This window comes from Sediminimonas qiaohouensis DSM 21189 (assembly GCF_000423645.1).
GTDB lineage: Bacteria > Pseudomonadota > Alphaproteobacteria > Rhodobacterales > Rhodobacteraceae > Sediminimonas > Sediminimonas qiaohouensis.
The window spans coordinates 1-25,907 of record NZ_AUIJ01000028.1; the positions used below are offsets into that span (position 1 = coordinate 1).

The window sequence follows — 25,907 nt, forward strand, 5'->3', positions numbered from 1 at the left end:
CTTGTAGGTTGGGGGTGTGGGTCTGCTCATGTCGCCCAGCTACCACACTGGATTCGCGACATGAATCCCTCACGCGCTTTGTGCAACAGAGCCGGTTTGGTTGCATATGCCCCGCCCAAACCACTAAGCGGCGCGCATCCCGCGCACCCATGTGCCGCGCAGGACCGGCGTGCCGTCTATGCGCGCCACGCGGATCAAATCGGCGCGCAGGCCCGGTGCGATGCGTCCCCTGTCCGACAGGCCGGTGGCGCGGGCGGGCGCGTCGGTGACGGTGGCGATGCCGCGCGCCATGTCATCCCACAGATCGCCCAGCACCACCGCCGCCGACAGAAGCGCGGAGGGCACGTAATCGGACGACATGATGTCGATCAGCCCGGCCTCGGCCAAATCGGCGGCGGCCACGTTGCCCGAGTGAGATCCGCCGCGGATCAGGTTGGGCGCGCCCATCATCACGGCGATCGCGCGCTCGTGGCTGGCGGCGGCGGCCTCTTGCGTGGTGGGGAATTCGGCGATGGTGGCGCCGTGGCCTGCCGATGTTGCCACCTGCGCGGCGGTGGTGTCGTCGTGACTGGCCAAAGCCGCGCCAAGGCGGCGGGCGGCGGCCACCGCGCCGGCCTCGTGCGCGTCGCCCAGCCTTTGGCGCAGGCTGCGCTGGCTGGCGACGTGATCGGCGAACTCATCCTCGGACAGGCCGTGTTTTCCGCAGACATAGGTCTTGAGCTTGTCCAGGTCGCGAAACTGCCGCTCGCCGGGGGTGTGATCCATCAGGCTGACGATGCCGACGCGGTCGTCGGCGGTGAACTCGGCCAGTTCCTCGAGCAGGGTTTCCGAGCAGACCTCGGCGCGCAGGTGCAGGTAGTGGCTGATCCGAAGGGCATCGCGGGCGCGCAGGTCCATCAGTTCGGTGGCCAGTTGGCGGGCGTATTTGCCGTAATTGGTGCGCGAGTTGCTGACGACCGATCCCACGCGCATCGCGTCGAATACCGTCGTAATGCCGACGCTTGACAGCTCCGCATCATGGGCGACGATGGCGCTGGCGTGGGGCCAGTTGACGCCGGGGCGGGGGGCGATGTGGCGCTCAAGGTTGTCGGTGTGCAGCTCGATCAAGCCCGGCAACAGCATGTCGCCCTGCATGTCCAGCGCACCGCTTGGCATGGCGACGCCGGTGTCGATGTCGTGGATCAGCCCGTCGCGCAGGCACACCGCCCCCGTGGCGGTGGCATCGGGCAGGACAAGCGTGGCATTGGCAAGGATCGTTTCGGTCATCACTGTGGGTCTTTCGTTTTTGCGCCCTGATAGGGTAGCACTGTCACAAAACGGTGACAGGCAGGAATTAGGGCGGCGGCATGGAACATTACCTGAGATATGCGGTCTACTTTGCGCCCGCCCCCGGCCCGCTGGCCGATTTCGGGGCGGCGTGGCTGGGTTGGGACGCGCAAGCGGGGCGCGCGGTGGCGCACCCGCAGGTGCCCGGCCTGCCGTGCCCGGTGGCCGAGGTGACGCGGCAGCCGCGCAAATACGGGTTTCACGGCACGCTCAAGCCGCCGTTTCGCCTGGCGGGTGGATGCGCGCCCGAGGACCTGGCCGAGGCGGTGGAGCTGCTGGCCGCGCGGCTGGCGCCGGTGCGAATGCCGGGGTTGCAGCTTGACCGGATTGGCCGGTTCCTGGCGTTGACGCCCAAGGGGGACGGCGCAGAGCTGGCGGCGCTGGCCGGGGCGGTGGTGACGGGGTTGGATGCCTATCGCGCGCCGCTGACCGCCGAAGAATTCGCCCGCCGCAGGCCCGATCGCCTTGATCCGCGGCAGCGCGCCAACCTTGAGCAATGGGGCTATCCTTACGTTCTGGAGGAATTCCGGTTTCACCTGACCCTGACCGGGCCGATGGAGGACAACCGGGCGCAGGCGGTGCGCGCGGCGCTTGCGCCGGTGTTGGAGCCGCTGTTGCCCGCGCCGTTCGAAGTGCCCGACATCTGCCTGTTCGGCGAGGGGGAGGATGGGTATTTCCGCCTGGTCCATCGCTACGCCCTTTCCGGCTGAAGCGCGGCCAGCAGGCGCTTGACGCCTGCGTCTACCGTGCCGGAATTGTCGATCTCGTGCACCGGCAGGTCGGGCGGTATGCCCTGCGCCGCGCGTTCCAGCCGGGCGGCGATTTGGTCCGCATCCTCGCGGCCGCGGGCCGACAGGCGCTGCATCAGTACCTCGGCCGGTGCCGTGACCAGCAGAACCCGCAGCCCCGGATAGCGCGCCGCCGCCTGCTCCAGCGCCGCGCGCGAGCCGTTGAACAGTACGTCGCGCCCGACGGCAAGGTCTGCGTCGATGCTGGCGCGGATGCCGTAGCGCAGGCCATGCGCGCGCCAGTGGATGGCCAGCTGTCCCGCCTTGAGGCAGGCGTCGAAGGCGGCCTCATCCACACCGTCGAACGCCTCGCCGCCCGCGCCCGAGGGGCGGGTGATGACGCGGCGCGCGCGCACCAGGTCCGGGCGCGCGCGGCAGGCCGCCTCAAGCAGGGTATCCTTGCCGGCGCCCGATGGGCCGACCACGGCGAACAGGCGGCCTTGCGCGCTCATGCCGGCACCGGGGTGAACCGGCCGACATCGACCTCGCGGTCGCAGACCTGCGCGCGCGCCTCAGTGTCGTGGAAGATGCCGATGATCGCCGCGCCGCGCGCCTTGGCCTCGTCGATAAGCGACAGCACCACGGTGCGGTTGGTGACGTCCAGGCTTGCCGTCGGCTCGTCCAGAAGCAGCGTCGGGTAGTCATGGGCGAACCCACGCGCGATATTCACGCGCTGCTGCTCGCCGCCCGAGAAGGTGGTCGGCGACAGCGGCCAGAGGTGTTCGGGGATGTTCAGCCGGGCCAGCAATTCGCGCGCCCGCTCGCGCGCGGCCTGCGGATCGGTGCCCAGCGTAATCAGCGGCTCGGCCACCACGTCCAGCGTCGGCACGCGCGGCACCACGCGCAGGAACTGGCTGACATAGCCGAGGGTATTGCGGCGCAGCGCCAGTATCTCGCGCGGTGCGGCGCGCGCCACGTCGGTGCCGCCCACCATGATGCGCCCTGCGTCTGCCAGGTAATTGCCATAGATCATGCGCATCAGCGTCGATTTGCCGGCCCCCGACGGGCCCACCAGCGCCACGCATTCGCCGGCCTCAACGCTCAGTGTTGCGCCGGCCATGACCGGAATCGACGCGCCGCCCTGGTTGTGCAGGGTGAAATGCTTGCTGACATTGTCCAGTTTGATCATCGTCTGATCCTTCATCTTGCACAAAATACTCAAAGGGGACGTCGCGCCCGCCCTAAACCTGTAGCACGCTCGACACCAATAGCTGGGTATAGCCGTGCTGCGGGTCGTCCAGCACCTGATCGGTCAGGCCCTGTTCCACGACATGCCCGTCCTTCATCACCATCAGCCGGTCCGCCAGCAGGCGCACCACGGCCAGGTCGTGCGTGACGATCACCGCCGACAGGCCCATTTGCCGCACCAGCCCGCGCAGCAGGTCCAGAAGCCGCGCCTGCACGCTCACGTCCAGCCCGCCGGTGGGCTCGTCCATGAACACCAGTCGCGGCCCCGTCACCAGGTTGCGCGCGATTTGCAGGCGTTGCTGCATTCCGCCGGAAAAGGCGCCGGGGCGGTCATCCATCCGGTCTTCGGTGATTTCCACGCGGTCCAGCCAATCCTCGGCGCGGGCGCGGATGTCGCCGTAGTTGCGCGCGCCCACGGCCATCAGGCGCTCGCCCACGTTGCCGCCCGCCGACACGCCCATGCGCAGCCCATCGCGCGCGTTCTGGTGCACGAAGGCCCAATCGGTGCGCGCCAGCATCCGGCGCTCGGCCTCGCTCATCTTCAGGGTGTCGCGCGGACCGCCGTCGCGGGTGTCGAACAGCACCTCGCCGGTGTCGGGGGGCAGGTGGCCGGCAAGGCATCCCAGCAGCGTGGATTTGCCCGAGCCGCTTTCGCCGACGATGCCCATCACCTCGCCGGGCCAGAGCGCAAAGCCGACATCCTTGCAGCCAATTCGCGCGCCGTATCTTTTTGTAATGTCGCGCACATCCAGAAGCGGGGTCATGCGGCGGTCTCCTTACTGTGGCCGGCCTCGCGCCGGGTTTGGCAGTGGTCGGTGTCAGAGCAGACATACATGCGCGTGCCCGCGTCGTCGGTGATGACCTCGTCAAGGTAGCTGCTTGTGTCGCCGCACAGGGCACAGGGCGCGTCGGCCTTGGACGGATCGAACGGGTGATCTTCGAAATCGAGGCTGACCACCTTGGTGTGCGGCGGTAGGGCATAGATGCGTTGTTCGCGCCCTGCGCCGAACAGTTGGATCGCCGCGCAGTCCGACAGTTTGGGATTGTCGAACTTGGGGATCGGCGAGGGGTCCATCACGTAGCGCCCCTCGACCTGCACGGGGTAGGCGTAGGAGGTGGCGATATGCCCGTGGCGCGCGATGTCCTCGTAGAGCTTGACGTGCATCAGCCCGTATTCGGACAGCTCGTGCATCTTGCGCGTCTCCACCTCGGACGGCTCGAGAAAGCGCAGCGGCTCGGGGATCGGCACCTGGTAGATCAGGATCTGATCCTCGCTCAGGGGGGCTTCGGGGATGCGGTGGCGGGTCTGGATCACGCTGGCGTCGGGGGTGTGCTCAGTCGTGGCGACGCGCGCGGTTTTCTCAAAGAACTTGCGGATCGACACCGCGTTGGTGGTGTCGTCGGCGCCCTGGTCGATCACCTTGAGGCGGTCATCGGGGGTCAGCGTTGCGGCGCTTAGCTGTACGCCGCCGGTGCCCCAACCGTAGGGCATGGGCATTTCACGGCTGGCAAACGGCACTTGGTAGCCGGGGATCGCCAGCCCCTTGAGGATGGCGCGTCGGATCATGCGCTTGGTCTGTTCGTCGAGGTAGGCGAAGTTATAGTCGGTCATTGCGCGGCCTCCGTTTCGGTTGCCTGCGTGGCCTGCCGGCGCAGCTTGCGCACCAGTTCCAGTTCGGATTGGAAATCCACGTAGTGGGGCAGCTTGATATGCTCCAGGAACCCGGTGGCCTGGATGTTGTCGGCGTGGGACAGCACAAACTCCTCGTCCTGAGCGGGGGCGCCCTGATCGTCCTCGCCCAGCTCGCGCCAGCGCAGCGCGCGGTCCACCAGCGCGACGGCGATCGCCTTGCGCTCGGTCTGGCCGAAGCTGAGGCCATAGCCGCGGGTGAATTGCGCGGGTTCGGTTTTCGAGCCGGTGAACTGGTTGACGGTTTCGCATTCGGTCAGGGTGATCTCGCCCAGCTCGACGGTGAAGCCCAGCTCGGGGATCTCCATTTCGACGGGGACGGTGCCGATGCGCAGCTCGCCCACGAAGGCGTGGTTGCGGGCATAGCCACGCTGCGTGGAATAGGCCAGGCCCAGCAAGAACCCCTCGTCGCCGCGCGCGAGCGCCTGAAGGCGCAGAGCGCGGGTTGTGGGTAGCTCAAGCGGCGTGCGGGTCAGGTCGGGCGGGGCCTCATCGCTGGCGGGTTCCTGTTCAATGAGCCCGTCGCGGCCCAGGAAGCCGGTGATATGGGGCACCCGTGCGGGGGCGGTCTCCGGGGGCTCGACGGCGGCGGACGCGGAGGCGCCATCTTCGCCATCGGCGGCAAGTTTGAAATCCAGCAGCCGGTGCGTGTAGTCGAACGTGGGCCCCAGTACCTGACCGCCCGGCGCGTCCTTGAACGTGGCCGAGATGCGGCGCATGCAATCCATCGCGCCGGTATCCAGCGGCCTGGAGGTGCCAAAGCGCGGAAGGGTCGTGCGGTAGGCGCGGATCAGGAATATCGCCTCGATCAAATCGCCGCGGGCCTGCTTGATCGCCAGCGCGGCAAGGTCGGGATCATAAAGCGAGCCCTCGGCCATGACGCGGTTGACGGCCAGCGTCATCTGCTCGCGGATCTGCGCGACGTCCAGTTCGGGCACGGTGGTGTCGCCCCGGCGCTGTTCGGCCAGCCAATCATGGGCGGCATCGATGGCGCGCTCACCGCCTTTTACGGCCACATACATCAGGCATCCTCCACGTTTGTCGAGCGGGGCAGGGCGGCAAGGTGCTCTCCCGCAGCGAAATAGAAATCCAGGCCTTGCGGAAACAGCGCGTGGTTGGCCCGGAGCGCGGCGATGTCCGGCAGCGACAGCGCGGCACTGTCGGCGATGCCCGGGCCGGTCAGCCGCGCGCCGGTGGCGGTAAGGCTGTCCATCTCGACCACCAGCGTGGCCGAGCGATCGGGGTAGCGCGCGGTGCCGATCGGGTAGTCGGATAGCGGCAGCAGCGCGTCCCATACGCCGATGGCAAAGGTGGCATCAGTGCGGGCGTGGGCCAACGGCGCGCCGGTGTGAAAGGCCAGCCATTGCCGCACCGCGTCGCAATCATGCGCCCCGGCCAGGTGCACGGGCGTGTCGGCGTCGCACAGCGTCAGCAGCAGCGTGCCGGCCGCCTGCGACAGCGGCGCGGGTGGAGTTGCGCCGCGCAGCGTTTCGATCCGGCCCGGACGCGCCATAGCGTTCATGCAGGCGCGGAACGCATGCGCCGCGTCGCGGGGGGCGTCGGCAAAGCCGCCTTCGAGGGTTGTTTCCTGCATCAGTCCTCTCCCCTGACCATGGTGAAGAAATCGACCTTGGTGGCGGCGGCCTTGGCGGCGCGGGTGCGGCGGCGTTCGTCCATAGCGGTTGCCAGCGGGTCCAGCACCTCGGCTTGCAGGCGGTCAGCCAGCGCGGTCTGCATCAGCGCGTCGATCAGCGCGGCGATGCGCGCGTGGGTCTTGTCGCGGCCCTGCACATAGGCGTGGCCGACGGTGCCGCCATCGGTCAGCCGCAGGGCGCAGCGCGTGACCGTCATTTCGCCCAGGTTGAAGGGGGCGCCGGTGCCGCCCATGCGGCCCTGCACCATGGTGCTGCCGATCTCGGGGGCGCGCAGCCAGGTGAAATCGGGGGCCAGCCCGGTGTCGTCCCACAACTGGCCAAGCGCCTTGGGCGGGGCCTTGGCCAGCAGGCTCATCCATGTTTTTCGCGCTTCGCTCATTTTTGGACACCCTTGCATGGTTGTCTAGATAAATATACAACTAGACAAATATAGACATCATTGTGCCCCTCCGCGCAAGGGGGCGGGCGGTGAAACTTTTGTGACGGGTAGGGACGGGCAGGGACAGGCATGGGCAGAACGGCGATCTGGACATCCATTCGCGACGCGCTTTCGGCGGAGATCGCGCAGGGCCATTACGCGCCCGGTGACAAGCTGCCGACCGAGGCGGCGCTGGCGGCGCGGTTCGGGGTGAACCGGCACACGGTGCGGCGGGCGCTGTCGGCGCTCGGCGAGGCGGGGCTGACGCATGCGCGGCGCGGGGCGGGGGTGTTTGTGGCGGCACGGCCGGCCGATTACCCGATCGGGCGGCGGGTGCGGTTTCATCGCAACCTGGCCGAGGCCGGGCGCAGCCCCGAGCGCAGGCTTTCGCGGCGCGAGACGCGCGCGGCGGACACGCGCGAGGCCGAGGCATTGCGGCTGCGGCAAGGCGCGCAGGTGCATGTGATCGAGGGGGTGTCGCTGGCCGATGGGGCGCCGCTGGCCCTGTTTCGCAGCGTGTTCCCGGCGGCGCGGTTTCCGGCGCTGTTGGACCGGCTGGCGCGTTTCGCATCGGTCACGGAGGCGCTGCGCGAAGAGGGGTTGAGCGATTACACCCGCGCCGAGACGCGGATCACCGCCAAGGTGGCCACGGCGACGCAGGCGCTGCATCTGCACCTGTCCGAAGGGGCGCCGATCTTGCGCACGGTGGCGGTGAACGTGGATGCCGACGGCGTGCCGGTCGAATTTGGCCACACGTGGTTCGTGGGCGACAAGATCACCCTGACGGTCGCGCCCGAGGATCTGCGGTAGTGTTGGCCTGATGCCGCAGTTCGAAATTGTGCCCTGCGCGGCTCCTCGACCATTGCTCAATGTCCTTTCAAGGCCAGCACCCGTGTCGGGTGGCTGACCTAACCTTCGTGCTTGTCCAGGAAAGCGGCGGCGGGCAGGGTGCGGAAATCCTGCAGCGCGGCGTGCAGGCGCTCATGCGGCCAATCCCACCATGCAAGCGCGATCAGGCGCTCGGCGATGTCCTGCGGCTGGCGCGCCTTCAGGGGGCGGGCGGGCACCCCGGCGACGATGGTATAGGGGGCCACATCGCGCGTGACCACCGCGCCCGCCGCCACCACGGCGCCGTCGTGCAGGGTGACCTCGGGCATGATCACCGCGCCGTGGCCGATCCAGGTGTCGTTGCCGATATGGGCGCGGCGCGAGGCGCGGTGTTCGAAAAAGGCCGTGTCGGGCGCGTTTTCGTAAAAATAGTCGGGCGAGCGATAGAGGAAGTGGTGTAGCGACGCGGTATGCAGCGGGTGATCGGTGGGGCCGATGCGGCTGAACGCGGCGATGTTGGCGAACTTGGCGATCTCCGCGTTGGCGATCTCGGCGTAGCGGTCGGTATAGCTGTAGTCGCCGATGGTGGCGTTGACGATGCGGCTGCCGCGGCCGATCTCGGTGTAGCGGCCAAGGGTGGTGCCGGTCATTTCGACATCGGGGTGGATGAACGGCGTGTTGGCGCTCAGGCGGGGCATGGTGGATCTCCTTGGTGGGGCTCTGAGCCGGGGTGGGTGTCAGCCGGCATCGCCCGCGCGGATAAGGCGCCGGCGGATCATTCCCGACAGCCAGTCCATGAATACCACCAGCATCACGATCAGCACGATATAATAGCTGACCTTTTCCCAATCCTGCTGAGTGATGATCGCCTGCGTCAGCAGCAGTCCGATGCCGCCCCCGGTGATCGCGCCGATGATGGTGGCGCTGCGGGTGTTGGATTCGAGGTAATAGAGCACCTGGCTCAGCAAGATCGGCGTGATCTGCGGAATAACCCCGAAGCGGTAGCGTTGCAGCGGCTTGGCGCCGGTCGATTGCACGCCGTCGATCTCGCGCGGGTCCACGTTTTCAAGCGCCTCCGAGAACATCTTGCCAAAGCTGCCGGTATCGGTGAGCAGGATCGCAAGGCTACCGGTCAGCGGCCCCGGCCCGAAGGCGCGCGACAGCACGATCGTCCAGATCAACGCATCAACCCCGCGCAGCAGGTCGAACAGGCGGCGGAATGCCTGCCGGACCACCATCAGCGGCGTGAAATTGCGCGCCGCCATGAAGGCCAAGGGCAGGGCCACCATCGCCGCGCCCATGGTGCCGAGAAACGCCATCAGCAGGGTTTCGAACAGCGCCCAGATCACATCCTTGTGGCGCCACATCTCGTTGTTCCAGACATCGCCGGCGATGGCGGCAAGGTTGCTTTGCCCTGACACGACGCGATCGCCTGAGACCACCAGCGCGGCCAGCTCGCCAAGGGATTTGCCATGGAAGGGACTGTCGAGCGTGAACCAGAACAGCTCCCACCCGAGGGCGTAGCGCATGACCTCTGTCCGGGCCTTGGTCACGGTGACGCGGCCCGCCTTGGTGGTAATGTTCACCCGCGTTTTCGAGGCGCTGATCCAGTCGGGCGCCTGATCGGTGGGCAGGGACAGGTCGATCCCTTGGCGGCTGGCGGTCGCGGTTATCGGCCCGTAACCGGGCACGTCATAGCGCATCGTGTCGCCGTCGATCAGAACCTCATGACCCTGGGGCAGGGCGATGCGGGCGCTGTCGTCATCGGGCTGGACGACCCAATCGGGCGCCATCCCTTCGGGGTAGGTGCCTTTGGCGCTGCCTTCGACGGCCATGGTGATGCCGCCGGTGCGGTTGTCGCGGGTGACATGGGTCTTGTAGCTGTAGCTGTCGGCGACCAGGACGCGCGCGTTGTCCAGTCGCGCGCGCTCGGACAGGCCGGGGATATCGAAGGCAAAGAAGATATAGGCGAAATAGGCCAGCACGATCACCGGCACGGCGCCGGCGATGATGCGCTTGCGGGTGAACAGCGCCAGCGCGGCGTCGTGTCTTTGGACGATCGGGGCATCGGTTATCGCCATGGCTCAGGCCTTTCCGGTCAGCTTGTTGCGGTAGTGGCTGGACAGTTGGTCGAAGAACACGATGGTGCCAAACAGCAGCAGGAAGATGGCGGCGACCTCGTCATAGCGGCCCTGGCCCCAGCTGAAGGCGTTCTTGAGGTCATAACCGATGCCGCCCGAGCCGACGAAGCCAAGGATCGCCGAAGCGCGGATGTTGATCTCGAACCGCAAGAGCGCGTAGCTGAGGTAGTTGGGGGCAACCTGCGGGATGACGCCCAGCCACATGCGCTGTGTCCATGTCGCGCCGACGGAATGCAGGCCTTCGAGAGGCTTGAGCGAGGCGTTTTCGTTAACCTCCGAGAACAGCTTGCCAAGGGCGCCGACGGTGTGCAGGGCGATGGCGATCATCGCGGGCACCGGCCCGCCGCCGAGGATGAAGATCAGGATCAGCGCGACGACGATCTCGGGGATGGCGCGCAGCAGGTCCAGCAGCCGCCGCACCACCGGGATCAGGCGCGGCCAGCGCGCCATTCCGCGCGTGGCCAGCAGCGACAGAACGATCGCCCCGATAGCGCCCAGCAGGGTGGATGCGGCGGCGATGTTGATGGTTTCCAGCAGCGAGGGAAAGAATTTCGCCATCAGGGTGGGCAGCAGCGTGATCTTTTCACCAGCCTCAAACAGCACCTCGCCGGGGAAGTCGAAGATGTTGCCGATGCCGTCGGCAAAGCTGCCGGCGCTGCGCGCATCGGCCAGCCGGAACCCCGACACCATGAGTGCGACGAAGACCGCCAGCATCGCGGCGCCGTAAAGGCGCTTGCGCCGCGTCATTTGCATATAGGCGGTCTGGATATGGTGGGCGTTGCCCGGTGCCGTGTCGGCCATGCTGTGCCTCATGGGGAATTGCATGAACCGGGCCAATCGTGGCCCGGTTCAAAGATGCCGCCGGGGCGGCCTACATCTTGGATTTGCGCGCCTCGATGATCGAGGTGTAGGCGTCATGCGTGATCGGCATGAAGCCCAGTGCCTCGCCCTGCAGCACGCCGTAGGCGCAATCGGGGTCGATGGACTTGAGCGATGCCATCAGGCCGGTCATCTTGAGCTTCACATCCTCGGGCAGTTCCTGACGCAGGACGACGGGGCCTTCGGGGATGGGGTTCGATTTCCAGATCTGCACCAACTCGTTCATATCGACGAGGCCGGCATCCGCGGCCTTGCGCAGCGCGCCGGAATTGTAACCGTCTTCCCATGCGCCCAGGCCATCGGCCCAGGTCACGCCGCCGTCCACATCGCCGTTGGCGACCGCGACGATGGTTTGCTCGTGGCCGCCGGTGAACTTGACCTCGCCGAAGTAATCGCCCGAGTCCATGCTGGCGCCGGTTTCCTGCGGGATCTCGATCGAAGGGATCAAAAAGCCGCTGGTCGAGTTGGGATCGCCAAAGCCAAAGACCTTGCCTTCCATGTCCTCAAGCGAGGTGATGCCGCTGTCCTTGCGGGCAAAACCGATGGAGTGATAGCCGTAGGAGCCATCCACGTTGACCTTGACCAGAACCGGCTCAACGGCGTCGGGGTCGGTCAGATAGGTCTTGGCATAGCCCGAGGCGCCCAGCCATGCCATGTCGATGGAGCCGCCCAGAAGGCCCTGGATCACGCCGTTGTAGTCAGCGGGCGTGAAGATCTTGGTCGGCACGCCGAGCAGGTCTTCGGTTTTCTGGCGCAGGCATTCGTTCGAGGTCATGCGGTCCTGTGCGTTTTCGCCGCCCAGAACGCCGATGCGGAACTCGTCGATGTTGTCTTGCGCCAGCGCGGGGCTGACCAAGGCGGTGGTAGTCACGATCGCGGCTAGGAAGTTTTTCATGGTTTCTCTCCGGTTGGTTTGCCTGCCGGTAGGGTCCGGCGGGGCTTGGTGAACGGGTCAGAGGGCGGCTTCGACCACGTGCCGGGCTTTCTCCGCCTCGGTTTCCAGGGCCTCGATCGCGGTGCTGGTCGCGGCTTCGGAAAAGGTGGCGTCGGCGCCGTAGATGTCGCGCGCTACGCCGGTGGTGAGTTGCGCGGGCGTGCCGTCGAACACGACGCGGCCCATGCGCATGCCGATGACGCGGTCGCAGTATTTGCGCGCGGTATCGAGCGTATGAAGGTTGGCGATGACCATGCGGCCATCCTCGTCATGAATGCGGCGCAGGGTATCCATCACGATCTGCGCGTTCATCGGATCAAGCGATGCGATCGGCTCATCCGCGAGGATGATGCGCGGGTCTTGCATCAGGGCCCGTGCGATGGCGACGCGCTGTTGCTGTCCGCCCGAAAGGGATTCGGCGCGTTTGGCGGCGTGGTCGGCGATCCCGAGCCGGTCGAGGATGTTGATGGCGTGGTGGATATCGGCGTTGGGGTAGAGGTTGAACATCGTCGCCAGCGACGAGCGTGCATTCAGCGTACCGTGGAGGACGTTGCTGACCACGTCCATGCGCGGGACCAGGTTGAACTGCTGAAAGATCATCGCGCAATCGGATTGCCAGGCGCGTTTGTGCGTGCCCGACAGGGCCAAGACATCGCGGCCCTCGAACTCGACCAGGCCCGATGTGGCGTCGGTCATGCGGTTGAGCATGCGTAGCAGCGTGGATTTTCCCGCGCCCGATGCGCCGATGATGCCGATCATCGCGGAGCGGTCCACGTCAAAGCCGACGCTGTCCACGGCGGTGTTGGCCCCGAAGGATTTGGTCAGGTTCTGGACCTTTAGCATTTCGCGTCTCCCGCTGCGTAACTCGCGGTGACGTGTGACGGCGAAATGATTCAGTCAGGTGTCGGAATAATTAAGGTTTTGTAACGGGAGGTGGCGGCCTCAGGCGGGGCCGGCGGCGTCCAGCTCGGCGCGCAGGCGCTCTTCTTCCTGCGCGCGCGGGGTCGAGAACCGCGCCAGCAGCAGGTAGACGACCGGGGTCAGGAACAGCGTCATCAGCGTGGCAAGCCCAAGCCCGCCAACGATCACCCAGCCAAGCGCCTCGCGCGCCTCGGCGCCCGCGCCCGACGACAGGATCAGCGGCACGCCGCTCAGAACGGTCGAGGCCATGGTCATCACCACGGGGCGCAGGCGAATGGTGCAGGCACGCAGGATCGCGTCGTGTACGCCCGCCCCCTGATCACGGAGCTGGTTGGCAAACTCCACGATCAGGATGCCGTTCTTGGCCATGATCCCGATCAGCATGACCAGCCCGATCTGCGAATAGACGTTCAGGCTCTGGCCCGTTAGCAGAAGGGCAAAGACGGCGCAGGCCAGCCCCAGGGGCACGGTGGCCATCACCACCACCGCCGAGATCATGCTTTCGAACTGCGCCGCCAGCACCAGGAACACCACGAGGATCGCGAACCCGAAGGTCAGCACCAGCCCCGACGAGGTTTGATCCAGCGTCGCGGCCTCGGCCAGTGGCACGATGCGGTTGACGGGGGCGAGCAGGTCCGCCGCCTCCTGCTCGACCTGGTTCAGCGCGTCGCCGATCGCCAGTTCGGGCGTCAGGCCGGCGGTGATCTCGATGGCGCGTTTTTGCCCCTCGCGGTTCAGTTCGGGCGCGATGGCGCGTTCCTGCAAGGTCACGAAGGTGGACATCGGCACCATCTGCCCGTCGCCCGTTTGCAGGAATATCCGCTCAAGATCGCCGGGGTCGTTGACCGGGTTGGTCGTCGAGAGCATGCGAATGTCATAGGTGGTCGCGCCGATGAACACCTCGCCAACGCTGCGCCCTTCCAGCACCGCGCGAAGGGCCTCGCCCAGGCCGGCGATGTCGATGCCCAGATCGGCGGCGCGGGCGCGGTCGATGCGGATGAATAGCTGTGGCTGGGTGGTTTCGTAATCGACGCGCACCTGTCCCATTGCCGGGTCCTGCTGCAGGCGCGTGACCAGCTGGCTGGCGACATCGGCAAGCTGTGCGTAGTCGTCGCCGGTGATCGCAAAGCTCAGGCCGCGTCCGGCGCCGCGAATACCCAGCGAGTTTGGCTGTATCGCGTAGGCGCGCACGCCGATCACGTCGCGCAGACGGCGGTTCATATCGCCGACGATGTCGTCCTGGCTACGGCTGCGCTCGTCCCATTTGGCCAGTCGCATGACGATGAAGCCTCGATTGTCGCCGCGATAGCCGGTGAACGAGAATACATCGGTCATCTCGCCGCTATCCTTGAGGGGTGCGATCGCCTGCTCGATCTCGTGCAGCTTGGCGGTGGTATAGCGCAGCGATACGCCCTGCGGCGCGGTGATCGACATCAGGGCGATGGCGCGATCCTCGCGCGGGGTCAGCTCCTGCCGGATGGTGCCGGCGACCATCGCCGCCGTCGCCGCGAACAGCACCGCGGCGACCACCACGACGAACGGTGCCGCCAGTGCCGCGCGCAGCATCGTTTGATAGAGTGCCGCCAGCGTTTCGCCCAGCCAGGCAACGGGCCCGCGCCGCGCCGGTGCGGTTTGCGCGGGACGCGACAGCAGGCGACTGGCCAGCATGGGGCACAGGCTCAGCGCGACGATGGACGACAGTAGCACCGCCATCGCCAGGGTGAAGCCAAACTCGCGAAACAGCCCGCCCGCCTGCCCCGGCAGAAACGACAGCGGAATGAACACCGCCGCCAGCGTGGCCGTGGTGGTGACCACGGCGAAAAACACCTGGCCGGTGCCCAGCACCGCCGCCGCGCGCGCGCCGGTGCCGTCGGCGCGCTTGCGCACGATGTTTTCCAGCACCACGATGGCGTCATCGACAACCAGGCCGGTGGCCAGAACAAGCGCCAGCAGCGTCAGGATGTTGACCGAGAACCCCACCAGCCAGATCGCAGCCAACGTGCCGATCAGCGCCACCGGCATGGTCAGCGCGGGGATCAGCGTCGCGCGCGCGTCGCGCAGGAACGCGAAGATCACCAGCACCACGATCCCCACCGCCAGCGCCAGGGTCTTGAGCACCTCGGTAATCGCGCCGTTGATGAACACCGCGTCATCGGAGGTAACGAAGATGTTCACGTCGTCCGGCAAGGTCTGGCTCAGGCTGTCCACCACCGCGTGCACGTCGCGCGAGATCTCAAGCGTGTTCGACGTGGCCTGACGGATCACGCCGATGCCGATCCCGGTTTCGCCGTTGGCGCGCAACACCGTCTCGTTGGGCGCGGGGCCAAGGGTCACGCGGGCGACATCGCCCAGCGACACGTTCGGGGCCAGCTCCAGCGCCTCGAACGCCTCTGGGGTGGTGACGGTGGCGGTGGTGCGCACGCTGACGCTTTGGCGACCGCCGGTCAGATCGCCGGCGGGTACGTCATAGCTGACATTGGCGAGCGCGCGGCGCATATCGGCCAGCGTCAGGCCGCGGCTGGCCAGTTCCATCTGATCGATATCCACCCGGAAGATGGCCTTGCGGTCGCCGTAGATCTGCAAGTCTGCCACGCCGGGCAGGGACACCAGCCTGTCTTCGACCCGGTCGGACACGATGCGGGTCAGATCCTGCGGCGCGCGCGTGGCCGATGTGACGGCGATGCGCACGACGGGTTGCGCGTTGGCGTCGGCCTTGACGATCTCGGGGGTCTCGGAATCGTCGGGCAGGTCATTCGCGATGCGCGCAACCGCGTCGCGGGTATCCGTGGCGGCGGTATCCAGATCGACGTTGTCGTTGAATTCCAGCGTCACGCGGCTACGCCCGAAGCGGGAATTCGATGAGATCGCGCGCACGCCGGATATGCGCCCGGCGGCGCCTTCGATCCGGCCTGTCACTTCCTGGTCCACGCTTTCGGGCGATGCGCCGGGGTAATAGGTCGTGATCGTCACCACGGGGCGGTCCACATCGGGAAGCTCGCGGATTTCCACGCCGAACAGGCCGGCCAGCCCCGCGATGGTGATCAGCGCACTGAGCACCAGGGCTAGGATCGGGCGCCGCACGAACAGTGCCACGCCGGGAGGGGGGGTGCCTGTCTGTTTCATGCGCGGCGCGCGCTATTGGCGAGGCGGGGCGCGCCGCGCAATGCGCCGGATGTGTCCGTAGTGCTGCGCAATTCCACCCCGGGGCGGATCACTTGAACGCCTTCGATCACCACCTGTTCGCCCGCTTGCAAGTCGCCCTCGACCAGGACGCTATCGCTGTTGCGCTGGCGGATCTTGACCGGCACGCGGACGGCCTTGCCGGCGCGCGCGGCCCAGACGAAAGAGCCCTCATTGGACCATTGCACGGCCAGCGGATCGACCGCGGGAAAACTCTGCCCCGGCAAGGTAAGGTTGACCTCGAACGCCATGCCGGGGCGCAGGGTGTCGCTTCGGTTATCCAGTTCGGCGCGTATCCGCAGGGTGCGGCTGGCGCGGTCCACCACGGTGTCGATCGTGCGGATATGGCCGGTCAGCGTGCGACCCGGTTGCGCGAGGGGGCGCAATTTGACGGCCATGCCGGTTTGCACTTGTCCGATGATCCGTTCGGGCACGCGGAAATCGATCAGCAGGCCAGAGCGATCCGTGACCGTGGCCAGCGGGTCCTGCGCGGTGATGCGGTCGCCGACCTCGATCTCGTAGATGCCGATGCGGCCGTCTATGGGCGCGCGAATGACGCGCTGCGACAGGTCAAACTCGGCCTGCCTAACCTGCAATTCAGCGTTGCGCCGGGCCAGGATCGCCTCGCGGAAGCGGACCTCGGACACGGTGCCGGACACCTCGAGCCGCGATAGCCGCTCGACGTCATCAACCGCCTTGTCCAGCGCGATCCGCGCGCTTTCAAGCGCGATACGCTCTGCCTCGTTCTCGAGCCGGACGATCACGGCGCCCTTTTCCACGGGCGCGCCGGGGGGAAACTCGATGCTGTCCACACGGCCCGTTGTTTGCGAGCGAATCGTGACCGCCCGCCGCGCGCGCCCGTCGCCGATTGCGGTAATGCGGTCGTTCAACGCGCCGCTGGTGACCGTGTCCAGGACGACGCTGACCGCCTGCGACCGGCGCGATGCGCTGCTGCTGCTCTGTTTCGGTTGCTGCTCGGCCGCGACATCGACCCCAAGGGCAGCGGGCAGGCCGGTGCGGTTCAGCCATTCTGCCGCGCCCGGCACGTAGGTGATCCAGCCCCAGGCGGCCACGCCGATCAGGAGCACGATCAGCACAAGCTGTCGAAGGGCGGAAAACAGTGCGGTCATTCGTTTGGCTATCCTGCGCTGGCGTTCGCGGGATAATAATGCGTTTTTGGCGAAAGGCCACTCCCCCGGCCCTTATCAATAGAGAGAGCAGAGCGCGGTTGGTTCTGTTCGGGAGGTGGTTGGGTTTGGGCTTGAGCGGACCTTCGGGCAAAAGGCCCGAGAGCCGCGCAGTGCCCGACCGCCGGGTGGGCGCAGCAACGGGTGTGGATCGCGCTTTATGCCAGCCAACTACATCTTCGTTATCAATCGTTTGATACGCCTGAAAAGCGCCCGCCCGAGGGGGCGGTCGGGCGCTGCGCGGCGGCGCGCAAGCGCGCCTGGATTCCGCGCAATGGTGAGGCAGCAACAGGCCAAACGCAGCCACCCCCCTGACGGGGAACTACGATGTGCGCTGGCAGGGCTTGGATTTCCCAAAGGAAGGGGGCAATGTGCCGGCAAATTAAACAGGGCGGGGCAGGTATGGAAACGAGCCAAGGCAAAACCGTTGTCATCGTAGGAGCCGGGATAGTCGGCGTTTCCACCGCGCTGAGCCTGCAACGCGCGGGGCATCGCGTGGTTTTGATCGACAAATCGGGCCCGGGCGAGGGCGCGAGTTTCGGAAATGGCGGCATTCTCGCGTCTTGTGCCGTGGTGCCGGTGACGGGGCCTGGCCTGATCTGGAAGGCGCCGAAGATGCTGCTGGATCCGCGCGAGCCGCTGTTCATGAAGTGGCGGGATCTGCCGGGCATGGTGCCTTGGCTGCTGCGCTTTATCTCGCATGCCAATGCCCGCGATACCCGCCGCATCGCCGCCGGCCTGGCCCCCATCGTGGGCGACAGCCTGGCCGATCATCAGGCGTTGGCGGCGGGCACGGCGGCAGAGCGGTACATCGTTCCGGGCGATTACCTGTATATCTACCGCGATCGCAAAGGGTTCGAGAAAGAGGCGTTTTCGTGGGACATACGCCGCGCGCACGGGTTCGAATGGGAAGAGATGGATGCCGCGCGCCTGCATGCCTATGACTCCGCGATCAGCCGCGAGATGCAGTTTGGCGTGCGGATGGGCAACCACGGGCGGATCACCGATCCGGGTGCCTATGTGCAGGCGCTGGCCGCCGAGGCGGAGGCGCAGGGCGCCCGCGTCATCCGGGCCGAGGTGCGCGAGCTTGTCCGCGAAGGCGGCCGCGTCACGGGCGTGCGCGCAGGGGGCGAGGTGATTGCGTGCGACGAAGTGGTGATCAGCACCGGCGCGTGGTCTGGCGCGCTGAGCCGGATTCTGGGCCTGCGGGTGCCGCTGCAATCCGAGCGGGGCTATCATATCGATCTGTGGAACCCGTCGCAGACGATTGCCGCGCCGGCGATGGTCGCGGCTGGCAAGTTCGTTCTGAACCCGATGGAGGGGCGTCTGCGACTGGCCGGCGTGGTCGAGCTGGGCAGCATGGACGCGCCCGAATCGCGCGCGCCGTTCGATCTGTTGATGCGGGGGGTGCGCCAGGTACTGCCCGATCTGCGTTGGGACGAGGCCAGAGAATGGATGGGGCACCGCCCCTCGACCCCTGATAGCCTGCCGTTGATCGGCGCAGTGCCGGGGGTGGGCGGCGCGTGGATGGGCTTTGGCCACCAGCATATCGGCCTGACAGCCGGGCCGGCGACGGGGCGCATCCTGTCGCAGATGATTACGGGGCAGCGGCCCAATGTGGATGTCACGCCCTATGATCCGGGGCGTTTCGCCTGAACCGCCGGGTCAGAGCGACGTCGCCGCGCGCGCGGCCTGATCGTATTGCCCGGACATCAGCCGCAGGAGGGCCGCCAGTTTGCTGACCTGGTCCGGCTCCAGGCCCAGATCCTGCACCGTGCTTATCAGCAGGCCCTCGCGAATTTCGCGGTAGCGGTCGCAGGCGTCGGCGCCCGCCTGTGTGGCCTCGACCGTCTTTTCCTTGCCGCTGCGCCCGGTTTGCACAAGGCCCGCGCGGGTGAGTTTCTTGATGGCATAGGTGACGGTATGGGTGTCCTCGACATTCAGCACGAGGCAGATATCGGCCAGCTTCTTGGAGCGGCCACGATGGCGCACCGTGTGCAGCACCAGCACGTCCAGCGCCGACAGGTCCGGATACCCCGCCGCCGACATTGCGCGCACGACCCAGCGGTCGAACGCGTTGGAGGCGATGATCAGGCCGAACTCAAACTCGGACACCTCGGCGAAAGACCCTTCCGCGAGGTGGGACGAGGAAACAACGGGGCCGATTGCATCGTTGGTCATGCCAGTAGAATGACTGACATGGACGATATGTCAACAAAATGTTGACGTTTCGTCAATGTGAGGCAGAATGACGCTAGGGAATCGGTTTGCCTGTGTCGCGGTCGTCGCCTGTTGCGTCGATGCTGTTGCGGGTGGTTGACCGATTGCCGCGATCCCGCCACGCTTTGACGGGTGGCAAAACAACTGTGCGGCCGGGGAAGCGGCCGCCGATACCAACAACACAAGGGAGTACGATAATCATGAAAACGCTTACCAAACTGGCCACCGCGACGGCGCTCACCGCCGCCAGCGTGGCCCCCGCCTTCGCCGAGACATGGGATATGCCGATGGCCTATTCCGGGTCCAATTTCCATTCGCAGGTCGGCGCCGAATTCGCCAACTGCGTGACCACCGGCACCGGCGGCGAGATCGAGATCACCACGCACCCGTCCGGCTCGTTGTTCGCGGGCAACGATATCAAGCGTGCGGTCCAGACCGGGCAGGTGCCGATCGGAGAGCGCCTGTTGTCCGGTCACCAGAACGAGAACCCGCTTTTTGGGTTCGACAGCGTGCCGTTTCTGGCGACATCCTTCGAGGATAGCCAGAAGCTGTGGAAAGCGGCGCGCCCGACGATCGAGGACGTTCTGGCCGATCAGAACCTGACGCTGCTTTATGCGGTGCCGTGGCCGCCGCAAGGCATGTATTTCAAGAACGAGGTGCAGTCCGTCGAGGACATGGAGGGGGTCAAGTTCCGCTCTTACAACACCGCGACGGCGCGTCTGGCGGAACTGACCGGCATGTTGCCGGTGCAGATCGAAGCGGCCGAGATCAGCCAGGCCTTCGCCACCGGCGTCGCCGAGGCGATGATTTCCTCGGGCGCGACGGGGTATGACCGCAAGGTATGGGAAAGCCTTGATTATTTCTACGAGGTCGATGCATGGCTGCCGCGCAACTACGTGTTCGTCAACTCGGACGCGTGGGAGGGCACCTCGCAGGAAAACCGCGACGTGATGCGTGGCTGCGCCGAGCTGGCCGAGTACACCGGCCTGTGGCGGTCGAAGGAATACACCGGGTTTACCGTTCAGGGCCTGCGTGATGGCGGCATGACGGTCGAGGCGCCCAGCGACACGCTGCGCGGCGAGCTGAAGCAGATCGGCGAGACGATGACCGAGGAATGGCTGGAGCAAGCCGGCGCCGAGGGCAAGGAAATCGTCGAGGCCTACCGGGCCATGAAGTAATCGCCCCACTTCCCGCGCGGACCCCGGAAGTGGGTCCGCGCACTTTCTCATGAACAAGAACAGGGGGAGCCGCCATGGCCGCCTTGCGTATTCTGCGCCGTTTCCTTGACGGGCTATACACCGGGGCGAGTGTTCTGGCCGCGCTGTGCCTGGTCGCGATCCTGGTGTTGATCCTGCTGCAAATGCTTGCCCGCTGGACCGGTGAGGTATTTCCGGGCGCGCCGGAATACGCCGGTTACGCGATGGCGGCGGCATCGTTCCTGGCCTTTGCCGGGGCGCTGAACAACGGCGCGCATATCCGGGTGGGCATTTTGCTCAATGCGGCGGGGCCGCGCATGAACTGGCTGCTGGAGGTGTGGTGTTTCGCCATCGGCTCGGCCGTCGCGTGGTATTTCGTCTGGTTCGCGCGCCGCTTTGTTTATTGGTCCTGGAAATTCGGCGATGTCAGCCAAGGGCAGGACAAGACCGCGCTGTGGATGCCGCAATCGCTGATGCTGGTGGGGGCGGTGATCCTTGCCATCGCACTGACCGATAACTTGCTCAGCCTGATTTTCACTGGTCGTCATCGGATGCGCCAAACCGTCGTGGGCGAAGGGGGCTGAGCGCATGGAAGACCTTTCTATCATCATTTTGTTCCTGTTCGTGCTGTTCCTGCTTCTGGGAAGTGGCGTGTGGGTTGGGCTGGCCCTGATGGGGGTTGCTTGGGTCGGGATGGAACTGTTCACCACGCGGCCCGTGGGCGACACCATGCTGACGGTGATCTGGACCGCGTCGAGCAGTTGGACCCTGACGGCGCTGCCGTTGTTCATATGGATGGGGGAGATCCTGTATCGCACGCGCCTGTCCGAGGACATGTTTCGCGGCCTTGCGCCTTGGATGGCGCGGCTGCCGGGGGGGCTGGTGCATACCAATATCGTGGGCTGCACCGTGTTTGCCGCCGTGTCGGGCAGTTCGGCCGCCACGCTCAGCACCGTGGGCAAGATGTCGATCCCAGAGCTGCGCAAGCGCGACTACCCCGAGCGGATGGTCATTGGCACATTGGCCGGGGCGGCGACGCTTGGCCTGATGATCCCGCCTTCGCTGACGCTGATCGTGTATGGCGTGACCATCAATGAAAGCATATCCAAGCTGTTCTTCGCGGGCATCGTGCCGGGGATCGTCCTGGCGGCGATGTTCATGGCTTTTGTCGCCATCACCAGCCGCGTGTCGCGGGGGTGGGCGCCCAAGCAGGACCCGGTAATGAGCCTTGGTCAGAAACTGGTAAACTCGCGGTTCCTGATCCCGGTTCTGCTACTGATTTCGGTGGTCATCGGGTCGATGTACCTTGGCTATGCCACCGCGACCGAGGCGGCGGCGTTTGGGGTTGTTGGGGCGCTGATCCTGGCGATTTCGCAAGGGTCGCTCAACTGGACCACGTTCACCGAGTCGCTGATGGGGGCCACGCGGACATCGGCAATGATCGCGCTGATCCTTGCGGGGGCGGCGTTTTTGTCGCTGTCGATGGGGTTCACCGGCCTGCCACGCGGGCTTGCGGACCTGATCGCCAGTTGGGATCTGAGCCGGTTTCAGTTGCTGATGGCGCTGCTGGTTTTCTACATCATTTTGGGTATGTTTCTTGACGGTATTTCGTCGGTAGTTTTGACCATGGCGGTGGTCGAGCCGATGGTGCGCGAGGCGGGGATCGATTTGATCTGGTTCGGCATCTTCGTCGTCGTCGTCGTGGAAATGGCGCAAATCACGCCGCCCATCGGGTTCAACCTGTTCGTGTTGCAGGGGATGACGGGCCACGGCATGGGGTTCATCGCGCGGTCGGCCTTTCCGATGTTCCTGATCATGGTGGCGATGGTGTTCGTGCTGATTGCCTTTCCGGACCTGGCCACGTGGCTACCTGACAACATAAGGCAGAGGCCGGGAGGCTGAGCATGTTGCTTGGCGTGTTGCAATGGATCGCCCGTCACGGGCGGCTGGTGCTGGTTGCGGGGTTGCTGGCGGGGCTTGCCCTGCCGGGGCTGGCCGAGATGCTGCGCGATTGGCTGGCACAGATGGTGGCGGTTCTGCTGTTCCTGACGGCGATGCGGATCGGGGCGCGCGCGGCGCTGGGATCGCTGGCGCAGGCGGGTGGGGCGCTGGGTGCGTCGCTGGTGATGCAACTGGCGTTGCCGCTGGCGGCGGTTGCGGGGTTTGCGGCGTTCGGGGTGCTGCAAACGCCGATGGCGCTGGCGCTGGTTCTGATGCTGGCGGCGCCGCCGGTGGCGGGTGTGCCCAGCTTTACCCTGATGATGGGGCATGACCCGGCGCCGGGGCTGCGTCTGCTGATCGTGGGCACGGCATTGTTGCCGTTGACGGTGTTGCCGGTGCTTTGGGCGCTGCCGACGCTTGGCTCGGCCGCCGGGGTGCTGGCGGCGGCGGGACGGCTTTTGCTGGTGATCGCGGCGGCGACAGTGGCGGGGTTTGCGTTGCGCGCGGCGCTGCCGCGCACGGCTGACCGGCGCGCGATCGAGGCGTTGGATGGTCTGACGGCGCTGGCGCTGGCGGTGATCGTGATCGGCCTCATGTCCGCGGTGGCGCCGGCGCTGGCAAGCGATCCGATGCTGGTGCTTTGGTGGTTTTGCGTCGCGGTGGCGGCGAACCTGGGCCTTCAACTGCTGGCCTATATGGTGCTGGGTGCGCGCGGCGTGGCAACATCGGTGGCGGCGGGAAATCGGTCTATCGCGCTGTTCCTGGTGGCGCTGCCGCCTGACATGATGGCGCCTTTGCTATTGTTCATAGGGTGTTACCAGCTACCAATGTTTCTGACGCCGATCATAATGAAGCGGGTATACAGGGGGCGCCATGTCACCGCCTGAGGGGTTTCCCATGATCGCGCCGGTTGGTTTGTGCGGCATGGCCGTGCGGTTTTCCGATACGCTGAGCGAGCCGGCCAACCGCGCGGCGCTGGCGTTTCGAGCGGCGTTGGAGAAGGAGAGCTGGCACGGGGTCGAGGAAGTTTCGACGTCGCTGACCTCGGCGTTCGTGCGGTTCGATCCGCTGCACCTGTCGCATGACACGCTTGAGGCGCAGTTGCGCGAGATGCTGAGCGCGCAAGATTGGTACAAGGCCGCGCTGCCCGGCGGGCGGCGGCATTTCCGCATCCCATGCGTGTTGGGCGGTGAGCAGGGACCGCAGTTTGCCGATGCGGCGGCGGCGGCGGGCCTGTCGGAGGTGCAGGCGCGGGCCGAGCTGTGCGATGCGCGGCCGAGGGTCCTGACCATCGGGTTCGCGCCCGGGCAGCCCTATACCGGCGAGCTGCCCGCGCATTGGGATATTCCCCGGCTGAAGGATCTGACGCCGAAGGTGCCGCAAGGGGCGCTGGTGGTGGCGATCCGGCAGTTGATCATTTTTGCCAACGATACGCCAACGGGCTGGCGGCATATCGGGCAGACGGCGTTTCGCTGTTTCCGCCCCGAGGCGGACGAGCCTTTCGCCCTGCGCCCCGGTGACGAGATCAGCCTGCGCGCGATTGAGGCAGAGGAACTGCAGGCGATCCGGGAGCGCGATCAGGACGGCCTTGGCGGGGCCGAGATCGAGGGGATCGCATGAGCGCGCGGTGCTTGCATGTGCTGGAGGCCGGACCGTCGGTGACGGTGCAGGATGCCGGGCGCCCCGGTTTCCTGGGCGAGGGTTTATCGCGGTCGGGGGCGGCGGATGCGCTGGCGCTGGCCGAGGGGGCGGCGCTATTGCGGCAGGGGGCGGATCTGGCGGCGGTGGAGATGGCGGGGATGGGGGGCACGTTCCGGACCAGCCACGACATGCGCATCGCGCTGACCGGCGCGCCGATGCGGGCCGATCTGGACGGTTCGCGCCTGACGTGGAATGCCAGCCACCTGTTGCCCGCCGGTGCGGTCCTGCGGATCGGCGCGGCGGAGGCAGGCAATTATGGCTACCTGCATCTGGGGGGCGGTGTGGCGACGCGGCCGGTACTGGGCTCGCGCGCGGCGCATCTGGCGGCCGGTGTGGGGCGGGCCTTGCAGGCGGGCGATGACGTGCCGGTGGGCGATGACAGCGGGGGCGCGTGTGGCCTGACGCTGGATCCCGTCCCGCGGTTCAATGGCGGGGAGCTGCGGATCACGGAATCGATGCAGACGGCGCTGTTCTCGGATGAGACGCGGGCGCGGTTCGAGGACACGGAGTTTGCCCGCGATGCGCGCGCCAACCGCATGGGCGTGCGCATGGCCTTTGACGGCGCGCCGTTTGCCGCCGAGGGGCAGTTGGCGATCCTGTCCGAGGTGATCGTTCCCGGCGACATCCAGATGACCGGCGATGGCACGCCTTTCGTGCTGTTGCCCGAGTGCCAGACAACGGGGGGGTATCCGCGCATCGGTACGGTGATCCCGCCCGACATGCCGCGCGTGGCGCAGGCCGGGCCGGGGGCCGCGTTGCGGTTCCGGTTCATCAGCCAGCAAGAGGGCGTCGAGGCCCTGCGCCGGCACCGCGATGCACTGGCCGCGCTGCCGCGGTCCGTGCGACCATTGTTGCGCGATCCCGCGCAGATGCCCGACCTGTTGTCGTATCGCTTGATCGATGGCGCGGTGTCGGCGCATGATCCAGACCCGGAAGGAGACAGGAAATGACCCTGAGTGTCGATCTCAATGCCGATATGGGCGAAAGCTTTGGCGCGTGGAAAATGGGCGATGACGCGGCGCTGCTGGATATCGTGACATCGGCCAATATCGCGTGCGGGTTCCATGCGGGTGATCCGGACGTGATGTTCGACACGATGCGCCGGGCGGTGGCGTGCAATGTGGGCATAGGCGCGCATCCCGGGTTTGACGATCTGGCCGGATTTGGCCGACATCGCCGCCATGTGCCGCATGCCAGCCTGGCCAACCAGGTGCGCTACCAGGTGGGGGCGTCGCTGGCGATGGCGCGGGCGGCGGGCGGCGCCGTGCGGCATCTGAAGCTGCACGGGGCGCTGGCCAACATGGCGTCGGAGGATATGGAACTGGCGCGCGTGTGCTACGACGCGGCGCTGTCGGTGGCGCCGGACCTGCGCATCATGGTGCTGGCCGCGACCGCGCAACAGCAGGCGGCCGAGGCGCTGGGCTGTGCGTGGGTGGGCGAGATTTTCGCGGATCGCGCCTATGACGACGACGCCACGCTGGTTGACCGCTCGCAGCCGGGGGCGGTGATCCACGATCCGCGCATCGCCGGGCCGCGCATTGCCGACATGGTCAAGAAGGGCGCGATCGTCACGGAAAGTGGCAAGGAGATCCCGACGCGCATCGATACCATCTGCCTGCACGGTGACACCGCGACGGCGGTGCAGATCGCACAGTCGGTGCGCGATATGCTGCAGGCGGCTGGCGTGACGGTTCAGGCCTTTGATTGAGGCTGC

The 25,907-nt window shown here is 66.5% G+C and carries 26 protein-coding genes; 10 read left to right on the forward strand and 16 right to left on the reverse strand.

Annotated features, from left to right (window positions below; genetic code table 11):
• Positions 1–123 precede the first annotated feature (123 nt).
• Entirely contained in the window at positions 124–1,266 is a 1,143-nt protein-coding gene (locus G568_RS0115190; RefSeq protein ID WP_026758824.1) for an alpha-D-ribose 1-methylphosphonate 5-triphosphate diphosphatase, read from the reverse strand.
• A gap of 80 nt (positions 1,267–1,346) precedes the next feature.
• On the opposite strand from G568_RS0115190, the gene G568_RS0115195 reads away from it, so the two are divergent.
• A complete protein-coding gene (locus tag G568_RS0115195; RefSeq protein ID WP_026758825.1) occupies positions 1,347–2,036 on the forward strand; it encodes a DUF1045 domain-containing protein in 690 nt (229 codons plus the stop codon).
• Here G568_RS0115195 and phnN read toward each other — a convergent pair.
• The 7 genes from phnN to phnG are packed head-to-tail and all read right to left on the reverse strand — an operon-like array spanning position 2,018 to position 7,026.
• On the reverse strand, positions 2,018–2,566 hold the full coding sequence (phnN, locus tag G568_RS0115200; RefSeq protein WP_026758826.1) for a phosphonate metabolism protein/1,5-bisphosphokinase (PRPP-forming) PhnN: 549 nt from the start codon (positions 2,564–2,566) through the stop codon (positions 2,018–2,020). The two genes, G568_RS0115195 and phnN, sit on opposite strands and share 19 nt — an antisense overlap.
• Complete coding sequence (gene phnL, locus G568_RS0115205) at positions 2,563–3,243, reverse strand: phosphonate C-P lyase system protein PhnL (protein ID WP_026758827.1); 681 nt, start codon at positions 3,241–3,243, stop codon at positions 2,563–2,565. Before phnL ends, phnN begins: the two co-directional genes overlap by 4 nt.
• A gap of 52 nt (positions 3,244–3,295) precedes the next feature.
• Positions 3,296–4,066: a phosphonate C-P lyase system protein PhnK gene (phnK, locus tag G568_RS0115210; protein ID WP_026758828.1), complete on the reverse strand. Its 771-nt coding sequence runs from the start codon at positions 4,064–4,066 to the stop codon at positions 3,296–3,298.
• Entirely contained in the window at positions 4,063–4,914 is an 852-nt protein-coding gene (locus G568_RS0115215) for an alpha-D-ribose 1-methylphosphonate 5-phosphate C-P-lyase PhnJ (RefSeq protein WP_026758829.1), read from the reverse strand. The genes phnK and G568_RS0115215 overlap by 4 nt, the downstream gene beginning before the upstream one ends.
• Complete coding sequence (locus G568_RS0115220; RefSeq protein ID WP_026758830.1) at positions 4,911–6,014, reverse strand: carbon-phosphorus lyase complex subunit; 1,104 nt, start codon at positions 6,012–6,014, stop codon at positions 4,911–4,913. Before G568_RS0115220 ends, G568_RS0115215 begins: the two co-directional genes overlap by 4 nt.
• Positions 6,014–6,586, reverse strand: a complete 573-nt coding sequence (gene phnH, locus G568_RS0115225) for a phosphonate C-P lyase system protein PhnH (protein WP_026758831.1) — start codon at positions 6,584–6,586, stop codon at positions 6,014–6,016. The genes G568_RS0115220 and phnH overlap by 1 nt, the downstream gene beginning before the upstream one ends.
• Positions 6,586–7,026, reverse strand: coding sequence for a phosphonate C-P lyase system protein PhnG (phnG, locus tag G568_RS0115230; protein ID WP_051203060.1), 441 nt, complete (start codon positions 7,024–7,026; stop codon positions 6,586–6,588). Before phnG ends, phnH begins: the two co-directional genes overlap by 1 nt.
• 129 nt (positions 7,027–7,155) lie before the next feature.
• Here phnG and phnF point away from each other — a divergent pair, with 129 nt between their 5' ends.
• Entirely contained in the window at positions 7,156–7,875 is a 720-nt protein-coding gene (gene phnF, locus G568_RS0115235) for a phosphonate metabolism transcriptional regulator PhnF (protein WP_026758833.1), read from the forward strand.
• A 98-nt stretch (positions 7,876–7,973) separates the two neighbouring features.
• Here the strand turns inward: phnF and G568_RS0115240 are convergent, their stop codons facing one another.
• The 7 genes from G568_RS0115240 to G568_RS19045 all read right to left on the reverse strand — a co-directional run bounded on the left by G568_RS0115240 (position 7,974) and on the right by G568_RS19045 (position 17,078).
• Positions 7,974–8,591, reverse strand: a complete 618-nt coding sequence (locus tag G568_RS0115240) for an LbetaH domain-containing protein (protein ID WP_026758834.1) — start codon at positions 8,589–8,591, stop codon at positions 7,974–7,976.
• A 39-nt stretch (positions 8,592–8,630) separates the two neighbouring features.
• Complete coding sequence (gene phnE, locus G568_RS0115245; protein ID WP_026758835.1) at positions 8,631–9,974, reverse strand: phosphonate ABC transporter, permease protein PhnE; 1,344 nt, start codon at positions 9,972–9,974, stop codon at positions 8,631–8,633.
• 3 nt (positions 9,975–9,977) lie between these two features.
• Positions 9,978–10,835, reverse strand: a complete 858-nt coding sequence (phnE, locus tag G568_RS0115250; protein ID WP_026758836.1) for a phosphonate ABC transporter, permease protein PhnE — start codon at positions 10,833–10,835, stop codon at positions 9,978–9,980.
• Between the two features lie 70 nt (positions 10,836–10,905).
• Positions 10,906–11,808, reverse strand: coding sequence for a phosphonate ABC transporter substrate-binding protein (gene phnD, locus G568_RS0115255; protein WP_026758837.1), 903 nt, complete (start codon positions 11,806–11,808; stop codon positions 10,906–10,908).
• A gap of 57 nt (positions 11,809–11,865) precedes the next feature.
• Positions 11,866–12,690: a phosphonate ABC transporter ATP-binding protein gene (gene phnC, locus G568_RS0115260; protein WP_026758838.1), complete on the reverse strand. Its 825-nt coding sequence runs from the start codon at positions 12,688–12,690 to the stop codon at positions 11,866–11,868.
• Positions 12,691–12,789: 99 nt separating this feature from the next.
• On the reverse strand, positions 12,790–15,891 hold the full coding sequence (locus G568_RS0115265) for an efflux RND transporter permease subunit (RefSeq protein WP_026758839.1): 3,102 nt from the start codon (positions 15,889–15,891) through the stop codon (positions 12,790–12,792).
• A complete protein-coding gene (locus G568_RS19045) occupies positions 15,888–17,078 on the reverse strand; it encodes an efflux RND transporter periplasmic adaptor subunit (RefSeq protein ID WP_051203063.1) in 1,191 nt (396 codons plus the stop codon). The genes G568_RS0115265 and G568_RS19045 overlap by 4 nt, the downstream gene beginning before the upstream one ends.
• A gap of 459 nt (positions 17,079–17,537) precedes the next feature.
• Between G568_RS19045 and G568_RS0115275 the strand changes: the two genes are divergently transcribed.
• Complete coding sequence (locus tag G568_RS0115275) at positions 17,538–18,791, forward strand: NAD(P)/FAD-dependent oxidoreductase (RefSeq protein WP_026758840.1); 1,254 nt, start codon at positions 17,538–17,540, stop codon at positions 18,789–18,791.
• A 9-nt stretch (positions 18,792–18,800) separates the two neighbouring features.
• Here the strand turns inward: G568_RS0115275 and G568_RS0115280 are convergent, their stop codons facing one another.
• A complete protein-coding gene (locus G568_RS0115280) occupies positions 18,801–19,316 on the reverse strand; it encodes a winged helix DNA-binding protein (protein ID WP_026758841.1) in 516 nt (171 codons plus the stop codon).
• Between the two features lie 239 nt (positions 19,317–19,555).
• On the opposite strand from G568_RS0115280, the gene G568_RS0115285 reads away from it, so the two are divergent.
• The 7 genes from G568_RS0115285 to G568_RS0115315 all read left to right on the forward strand — a co-directional run bounded on the left by G568_RS0115285 (position 19,556) and on the right by G568_RS0115315 (position 25,901).
• The gene (locus G568_RS0115285) at positions 19,556–20,533 is read left to right on the forward strand and encodes a TRAP transporter substrate-binding protein (protein ID WP_026758842.1); all 978 of its coding nucleotides are present in this window, start codon (positions 19,556–19,558) and stop codon (positions 20,531–20,533) included.
• 74 nt (positions 20,534–20,607) lie between these two features.
• The gene (locus tag G568_RS0115290; RefSeq protein ID WP_026758843.1) at positions 20,608–21,135 is read left to right on the forward strand and encodes a TRAP transporter small permease; all 528 of its coding nucleotides are present in this window, start codon (positions 20,608–20,610) and stop codon (positions 21,133–21,135) included.
• A 4-nt stretch (positions 21,136–21,139) separates the two neighbouring features.
• Positions 21,140–22,453: a TRAP transporter large permease gene (locus G568_RS0115295; RefSeq protein ID WP_026758844.1), complete on the forward strand. Its 1,314-nt coding sequence runs from the start codon at positions 21,140–21,142 to the stop codon at positions 22,451–22,453.
• 2 nt (positions 22,454–22,455) lie between these two features.
• Positions 22,456–23,379, forward strand: coding sequence for a hypothetical protein (locus G568_RS0115300; RefSeq protein WP_026758845.1), 924 nt, complete (start codon positions 22,456–22,458; stop codon positions 23,377–23,379).
• On the forward strand, positions 23,366–24,112 hold the full coding sequence (locus tag G568_RS0115305) for a 5-oxoprolinase subunit B family protein (RefSeq protein ID WP_026758846.1): 747 nt from the start codon (positions 23,366–23,368) through the stop codon (positions 24,110–24,112). Before G568_RS0115300 ends, G568_RS0115305 begins: the two co-directional genes overlap by 14 nt.
• The gene (locus tag G568_RS0115310; RefSeq protein WP_026758847.1) at positions 24,109–25,143 is read left to right on the forward strand and encodes a 5-oxoprolinase subunit C family protein; all 1,035 of its coding nucleotides are present in this window, start codon (positions 24,109–24,111) and stop codon (positions 25,141–25,143) included. The genes G568_RS0115305 and G568_RS0115310 overlap by 4 nt, the downstream gene beginning before the upstream one ends.
• Complete coding sequence (locus tag G568_RS0115315; RefSeq protein ID WP_026758848.1) at positions 25,140–25,901, forward strand: LamB/YcsF family protein; 762 nt, start codon at positions 25,140–25,142, stop codon at positions 25,899–25,901. Before G568_RS0115310 ends, G568_RS0115315 begins: the two co-directional genes overlap by 4 nt.
• Positions 25,902–25,907: the final 6 nt, after the last annotated feature.